Below are 5,913 nucleotides of genomic sequence, written 5' to 3'. Positions count from 1 at the left end.
ATCATGCCGCCGGTGCAGCTTTCCGCCGTTGCCAGCATGATGCTGCGTCTCTGGCAGGCTTGCAGCAGGGCATTTGCCAGCTCGTTGTGGGTCATTCCGGCACCTCGCCGGGAAACACCACGCTGGCGGTGGCGATCGCCGCAATGCCTTCCTCGCGCCCGACAAAGCCGAGCTTCTCATTGGTTGTGGCCTTGATCGAGATGCGATCCGGCGTAATTGCCAGCATCTGCGAAAGGGCTGCGGTCATGGCCTCGCGATGCGGGCCGACGCGCGGCGCTTCGCAGATCAGCGTGATGTCGGCATTGGCGATGCGGCCGCCGCGCGCGCGCACCAGTTTCGCCGCATGCTCGACGAATATGCGCGACGCAGCGCCTTTCCACTGCGGGTCGGATGGCGGAAAATGCGTGCCGATGTCGCCGGCGCCGCAAGTCGCCAGCAGCGCATCGGTCAAGGCGTGCAGACCGACATCGGCGTCGGAATGGCCGGACAGCTTCTTGTCGTGCGCTATGGCGACGCCACACAAAGTGACATGGTCTCCCGGTTCGAAGGCGTGGACGTCGTAGCCATTGCCGGTACGGATGTCGGGAAAGCGCACGCGTTCGCCGGAAAGCCGCTGGTCCGCCATCGCAATATCCCGTGCCCAGGTGAGTTTGACATTGTCCGGCGAGCCCGGAACGATCTTGACTGGAATATGCGCCCATTCGGCGATCGCGGCATCGTCGGTAAAATCCATTTTTCCCAGATGATGGGCTTTCTCGTGCGCGGCAAGAATGGGCCAGAACGGAAAGCCCTGTGGCGTTTGCGCCGCGTGAAGCCCGCTGCGCGATACGGTTTCGCCAACCACGCCGGAGGCCGATTCGCGCTTCAGCGTGTCGGCGACGGGCAAAGCGGGCAACGCGCCCTCGCGCTCGCCGATGGCGGCGATGGTGCGATCTATCAGGTCCGCATCGACAAACGGACGCACGGCGTCATGGATCAGGACCTGCGCCGGCGCCTGGCCTCTAAGGGCAAGCAGGCCGAGCCGAACGGATTCCTGCCTCGTCGCCCCGCCCATGATGGCGATGACGCGCTCGGCATTGGCGCCCGCCGCCTGCCGGAACAGCTCATGGTCATCGGCATGAATGGCGACGACGATCTCGCTGGTCCGCGGGTGGGCCAGAAAAATGTCCAGCGTGTGTGCAATGACGGCAAAGCCGCCAATGTGTTGATATTGCTTCGGTCCGTTGGCCTGTCCGGCGCGCGCACCACGGCCGGCCGCAACGATCACCACCGCGACCTTGCCATCCGCACCCGTAACGTGATTTTCACTTGCGTCAGTCATGCCTGTTTGGTCCTAGCGCACGATCCCGAAAAGTGTAATCGGTTTTCGGAAAGATCGTGCGCTAAGTATGAAATTCCAAAGCGTCTTTTGCGCGTCCTCGGCGACGCGCGGCGCTTTGGTCGCGGCCAAAGCCGAAGGCCAGCATTTTCCCAATTGCGCCTTAATGTGGCGTCATTCCGCGTTGCACATTGCGCCGGTTGTGGCTAGAGAATGTGCAACGAATGAAGGTGCTTGGTTTTTGTGCATGGTTAACTTGACCAAATTGGCCGCGCCGCTCGATGTCGGTGGCGTGAGAATCCGCAATCGCGTGTTCCTCGCACCGATGTCGGGGATTACGGACGAGCCATTCCGGCAGCGTGCCCACGCGCATGGAGCGGGCCTGGTCGTGTCCGAAATGGTTGCCAGCGGCGAGCTTGCCAAGGGCAGGGCCGGTTTCAACCTGCGCATACGCCACTCCGGCCTGCCTGTCCATATGGTTCAGCTTGCAGGCCGTGAGGCGATGCACATGGCCGAAGGTGCCAGAATCGCCGCCGGTGAGGGGGCCGGCATTATCGACATCAACATGGGATGCCCGGCCAAGAAGGTCACCGGCGGTTATGCGGGTTCGGCATTGATGCTGGATCTCGACCACGCACTGTCGCTGATCGACGCCGTTGTCGGCGCGGTCGAGGTGCCAGTGACGGTCAAGATGCGGCTTGGCTGGGACGAAGGCGCGCTCAATGCGCCGATGCTCGCGCGCCGCGCCGAGCAGGCCGGTGTCAGCATGGTGACCGTGCACGGCCGCACGCGTTGCCAGTTCTACCAGGGCAAGGCCGACTGGCGCGCCATCGCCCGCGTCAAGGAAGCCGTGTCCATCCCGGTCGTCGCCAATGGTGACGTCTCTTCGCCGGCGGAAGCGGCCGACATTCTCGATCAATCGGGTGCCGACGCCGTGATGATCGGCCGTGCCCATTATGGCGCGCCCTGGATCGCAGGCGGCATTGCGGCCGCAGCGATCGGCGAGGCGACGCCAAACATGCCACGGGACTCGACGGCGGTCGCCGACTACATCGTGGCCCACTATGAGGACATGCTGGCGCTCTACGGCGCCGAAAGCGGCCTGCGCCAGGCGCGCAAACACCTTGGCTGGTATCTCGACCGGCATGCCGGCGGCGTCGCCGACGACAGCCGAAAGGCCATACTGACCGCATTCGAGCCCGCGCGCGTCATTGCCTTGCTGCGCGATGTGTTTTCGCGCGATCCGCAACCCTTGAACCTGCGGAGCGCCGCATGAACGCCGCCGCTGACCAAGGCGCTGAAATGGCGGATGCCGCCCAGATCGTGCTCAACACCATCCGTCGCCCGGTGATCATGATCAGCGAGGAAGGTTTCATCACCTATGCCAACGCCGACGCGGAAGATTTCTTTCGCTCGAGTGCAAACATGCTCGCCCGCAACACGCTGTCAAAACTCATTCCCTTCGGCAGCCCGCTGCTGACGCTGGTCGATCAGGTGCGCGAGCGTCGGGCTCCGGTCAACGAGTATCGGGTCGACGTGTCGTCGCCGCGTCTCGGCATCGAGAAGGTCGTCGATCTCTACGTCGCGCCGGTGCCGGAATATCCGGGCTCCGTCGTGGTGATGTTCCAGGAACGGTCGATGGCCGACAAGATCGACCGGCAGATGACGCATCGGGGTGCCGCACGTTCGGTGACCGGTCTGGCGGCAATGCTTGCCCATGAGATCAAGAACCCGCTCTCCGGCATCCGCGGCGCTGCCCAGCTTCTCGAACTGTCGGCTTCCGACGAAGACCGCGCGCTGACGCGGCTGATCACCGACGAGACGGACCGCATCGTATCGCTGGTCGATCGCATGGAGGTGTTTTCCGACGAGCGGCCGATCGATCGCTATCCCGTCAATATCCATGTCGTGCTCGACCATGTGAAGGCGATTGCCAAGAATGGTTTTGCCAAGAAAATCAAGATAATGGAGGATTATGATCCTTCATTGCCTCCGGTGTTTGCCAACCGCGATCAACTCATCCAGGTGTTCCTCAACCTGGTCAAGAACGCTGCCGAGGCGATCGGCAGCGACCCGCAGGGCGAGATCGTGCTGTCGACCGCCTTCCGGCCGGGCATCCGTGTTTCCGTTCCGGGCACGCAGGACCGCGTGTCGCTGCCGCTGGAATTCTGCGTGCGCGACAATGGCTCCGGCGTCTCCGAAGACATCCTGCCGATCCTGTTCGACCCGTTCATCACCACCAAGCCGAACGGCTCCGGGTTGGGTCTTGCGCTGGTCGCCAAGATCGTCGGCGAGCATGGCGGCATCATCGAATGCGAATCGACGCCGCGCGGCACCACATTCCGCATCCTGATGCCGGCCTGGAAAGAAGCGCCAAACGGCGCCGATGATGACGGCGAAGGAGACCTCAAATGACCGTTCGCGGCAATATTCTCGTCGCCGACGACGACGCGGCGATCCGCACCGTCCTCAACCAGGCGCTTTCACGCGCCGGTCATGAGGTGCGCGTCACCTCCAACGCTTCGACGCTTTGGCGCTGGGTGGCGGCGGGCGAGGGCGATCTGGTCATCACCGATGTGGTGATGCCGGACGAAAACGCCTTCGACATGCTGCCGCGCATCAAGAAGGCGAGGCCGGAGCTGCCGGTTATCGTCATGAGCGCCCAGAACACATTCATGACGGCGATCCGCGCCTCCGAAACCGGCGCTTACGAATATCTGCCCAAGCCCTTCGACCTGACCGAACTGCTCAACATCGTCAACCGGGCGCTTTCCGAGCCGCGCCGGCCGAAGATCGATACGCGGCCGGAAGAGCAGCCCGACGCAATGCCGCTGGTCGGCCGCTCGGCGGCCATGCAGGACATCTACCGCATGCTGGCGCGCATGATGCAGACCGACCTGACGGTGATGATCTCGGGCGAATCCGGCACCGGCAAGGAGCTGGTGGCGCGCGCGCTGCATGAATATGGCCGCCGCCGCGGCGGCCCCTTCGTCGCCATCAATATGGCGGCGATCCCGCGTGACCTGATCGAATCGGAACTGTTCGGTCACGAGAAGGGTGCCTTCACCGGCGCGCAGAACCGCTCGACCGGCCGCTTCGAGCAGGCCGAAGGCGGCACGCTGTTCCTCGATGAAATCGGCGACATGCCGATGGAGGCGCAGACGCGCCTGCTGCGCGTGCTGCAGCAGGGCGAGTACACCACGGTCGGCGGACGCACGCCGATCAAGACCGACGTGCGCATCGTCGCTGCCACCAACAAGGATCTGCGCACGCTGATCAACCAGGGGCTCTTCCGCGAGGATCTTTTCTATCGCCTCAACGTCGTGCCGCTCCGGCTGCCGGCGCTGCGTGAGCGCTCCGAGGATGTGCCGGACCTCGTCCGCCACTTCTTCAAGCTCGGCGAAATGGAAGGCCTGCAGACCAAGCGCATTTCTTCCGGCGGCATCGAGTTGATGAAGCGCTATCCGTGGCCGGTCAATGTGCGCGAACTGGAAAACCTGGTTCGCAGGCTCGCCGCGCTCTATTCGCAGGACGAGATTTCCGCCGAGATCATCGAGGCGGAGCTCAAGACCGGCGAACGTCCGGTGGTGCCGGGTGGCGGCAATCTGATCCCCGACGATTTGTCGATCGGGCAGGCGGTCGAGCACTTCCTGCAGCGCTATTTCGCTTCCTTTGCCGGCGAATTGCCGCCGGCGGGGCTTTATCAGCGCATCCTGTCCGAGGTCGAGTTCCCCCTCGTCCTGGCTTCGATGACGGCAACCCGCGGCAACCAGATCAAGGCTGCGGAATTGCTGGGCTTGAACCGCAACACGCTGCGCAAGAAGATTCGCGAACTCGGCGTCAACGTCTACAAATCATCGCGGCAGAGCTGAGCCTTGATCTGAGCCCGCGCTCTTTTCAGGGGATCGGCTCGCGAAAGATTTCCGTCTCGGTCACACTTGTTGCATAATCGCCACAATGCGTTGCATACATCCGACGCAATCATGGCTCTAGACGGCGACATGGCTCCGCAGGCACCGACAACAAACCAACCGCTTTTCAGCGAACCCGGCGCTCGTGACGGGCGCCGGCTGCTTGCGCTGCCGGGTGTGATCGCGGTCGTCGGCGCGCTGATGACGGCGGCGATCTCGTTCACCATCCTAGTTGGCGCCACGCCGATCACACCGAACGAGTCGACGACGCTGGCGTTGATTGCCCTCAACGCGGCTTTCGTCCTGTTTCTTATCGCGCTGGTCGGGCGTGAGGTGCACCGCATCCTGATGGCGCGCCGGCATGGTAAGGCCGCTTCGCGGCTGCATGTGCGCATTGTCGCCATGTTCGCCCTGGTTGCCGCCATTCCCGCCATCATGGTGGCCATCATTGCCTCGATCACGCTCGACATCGGCCTCGACCGCTGGTTCGAGATCCGCACCAAGACGATCGTCAATTCGTCGCTCTCGATCGCCGACGCCTATGTCCAGGAAAATGCCCGCAACCTCCAGGGCACGACATTGTCCATGGCCTATGATCTCGATGCGTCGCGCACGCTCTACGGCCTTGATCGTACCGGCTTTCTGGACCTGATGAACAAGGAAGCCGTGGGCCGTTCGCTGGCC

Annotated in this window: 5 protein-coding genes and 1 pseudogene; 4 read left to right on the top strand and 2 right to left on the bottom strand. The window is 63.3% G+C overall.

The window, feature by feature from the left end:
* Nucleotides 1-95, bottom strand: a 95-nt coding sequence (locus tag EN749_RS28900) for a CinA family protein (RefSeq protein ID WP_189367768.1), incomplete at its 3' end; no start/stop codon positions are given.
* Nucleotides 92-1,321 (bottom strand): bifunctional 2-C-methyl-D-erythritol 4-phosphate cytidylyltransferase/2-C-methyl-D-erythritol 2,4-cyclodiphosphate synthase, encoded by a 1,230-nt coding sequence (locus EN749_RS28895; protein WP_128364431.1) that lies wholly within the window; start codon nucleotides 1,319-1,321, stop codon nucleotides 92-94. The genes EN749_RS28895 and EN749_RS28900, both read right to left, overlap by 4 nt.
* A 244-nt stretch (nucleotides 1,322-1,565) precedes the next feature.
* On the opposite strand from EN749_RS28895, the gene dusB reads away from it, so the two are divergent.
* The 4 genes and pseudogenes from dusB to EN749_RS28875 all read left to right on the top strand — a co-directional run.
* Nucleotides 1,566-2,594 carry a tRNA dihydrouridine synthase DusB gene (gene dusB, locus EN749_RS28890; protein ID WP_128364430.1) on the top strand — a complete coding sequence of 343 codons (1,029 nt, stop codon included), beginning with the start codon at nucleotides 1,566-1,568 and terminating at the stop codon, nucleotides 2,592-2,594.
* On the top strand, nucleotides 2,591-3,733 hold the full coding sequence (locus EN749_RS28885; protein ID WP_128364429.1) for a nitrogen regulation protein NR(II): 1,143 nt from the start codon (nucleotides 2,591-2,593) through the stop codon (nucleotides 3,731-3,733). Before dusB ends, EN749_RS28885 begins: the two co-directional genes overlap by 4 nt.
* Complete coding sequence (ntrC, locus tag EN749_RS28880; RefSeq protein ID WP_128364428.1) at nucleotides 3,730-5,190, top strand: nitrogen regulation protein NR(I); 1,461 nt, start codon at nucleotides 3,730-3,732, stop codon at nucleotides 5,188-5,190. Before EN749_RS28885 ends, ntrC begins: the two co-directional genes overlap by 4 nt.
* A 129-nt stretch (nucleotides 5,191-5,319) precedes the next feature.
* Nucleotides 5,320-5,913, top strand: a pseudogene (locus tag EN749_RS28875) (PAS domain-containing sensor histidine kinase); the annotation flags it as partial.

The sequence above is a fragment of the Mesorhizobium sp. M7A.F.Ca.ET.027.02.1.1 genome, assembly GCF_004022985.1.
GTDB lineage: Bacteria > Pseudomonadota > Alphaproteobacteria > Rhizobiales > Rhizobiaceae > Mesorhizobium.
The sequence above is the reverse complement of the archived record's forward strand: the minus strand, read 5'-3'. Positions and strand labels throughout refer to the sequence as shown.

Coding starts and splice junctions, on each gene's coding strand:
- EN749_RS28895 (WP_128364431.1), bottom strand. CDS start 1,321: ATGACTGACGCAAGTGAAAATCACGTTACGGGTGCGGATGGCAAGGTC.
- dusB (WP_128364430.1), top strand. CDS start 1,566: ATGGTTAACTTGACCAAATTGGCCGCGCCGCTCGATGTCGGTGGCGTG.
- EN749_RS28885 (WP_128364429.1), top strand. CDS start 2,591: ATGAACGCCGCCGCTGACCAAGGCGCTGAAATGGCGGATGCCGCCCAG.
- ntrC (WP_128364428.1), top strand. CDS start 3,730: ATGACCGTTCGCGGCAATATTCTCGTCGCCGACGACGACGCGGCGATC.